This is a genomic window from Luteitalea sp., assembly GCA_009377605.1.
In the GTDB taxonomy this organism is placed as follows: Bacteria; Acidobacteriota; Vicinamibacteria; order Vicinamibacterales; family Vicinamibacteraceae; genus WHTT01.
In genome coordinates, this window is sequence record WHTT01000232.1 from 1 (window position 1) to 914 (window position 914).

The following is a 914-nucleotide window of genomic DNA, read 5'->3' on the forward strand; positions in this document are numbered from 1 at the left end:
GTTCTTCACCGGTATATCCGTGAGCCGCAGAGACAATGCGGCCGTCAGGCCGAAGAGGGGCTACTGCATCAGGGGGAGAAGGATTTCGTGTCGGTTTACACGGTGTGGTGGATCGAGGTCAGTGTGGTGTGAGAGAAAGGGAAGGCGGGACCCCGTCCCCTTCGTCGCAGGGGACGGGGCGGGGTGGAGGCTCAGAGGAATCCCAAGTTCCGAAGGCTTGACCATGTGCCATCGACACCGATGATCAGATGGTCAAGGAGATCAATTTCGAATAGCTCGGCCGCGTGCTTGAGTCGACGGGTCAACGCAATGTCGTGCGGACTTGGTTCGCAGATGCCACTCGGATGAGAGTGGGCAATGAGGAAGGCGCTCGCATTCACGAGGAGTGCGGGCTGCAGCGCTTCGCGGGGCGTCAGGACTGCCCTGTCAAGTGTGCCTCGCGCGAGCAGGCGCCAGCCGAGTATGTGGCGTCGGGTGTTGAGATACACGCCACCGACGACCTCGTGCGGTTCGGCGGCGAGGAGCGGTATCAGGAAACGTACGGCATCGGCCGGGTCCCGAACAGGCTGGACGCATAGGCAGATCGGCCGATCGTGGGCATCGCGTGTCGGTCGATAGGTGAGGACGAGCTCGCGCAGGATCATTGGTTCCTCCTGCTCGGCACTCCAGTGGCGTGAGACTGAAACGCCGGCGGAAAGAAGGCACGCGCGCCTTGAGACGCGCGTGCGGACGAAAACATCAGGGACAGACTCCACGGCAGTCGCCTGCCGTGGATGGTTCGCTATTCGTCGGATCCATCCCCGCGCTCGTGGGTTGTGTAAGCGTCGAGGATGAGATCGCGGACGCGAGCCTGTGCGGCGAAGTCAGAGATAGGACGTAGCAGCGCGAAGCTGCGCCGCTCGCCGTTGACGCTG

At 62.7% G+C, this 914-nt stretch carries 1 protein-coding gene; it reads right to left on the reverse strand.

Annotation, left to right across the window (positions count from 1 at the left end):
• Nucleotides 1-191: 191 nt before the first annotated feature.
• Nucleotides 192-644 carry a hypothetical protein gene (locus tag GEV06_28690; protein ID MPZ21824.1) on the reverse strand — a complete coding sequence of 151 codons (453 nt, stop codon included), beginning with the start codon at nt 642-644 and terminating at the stop codon, nt 192-194.
• Nucleotides 645-914 lie beyond the last annotated feature (270 nt).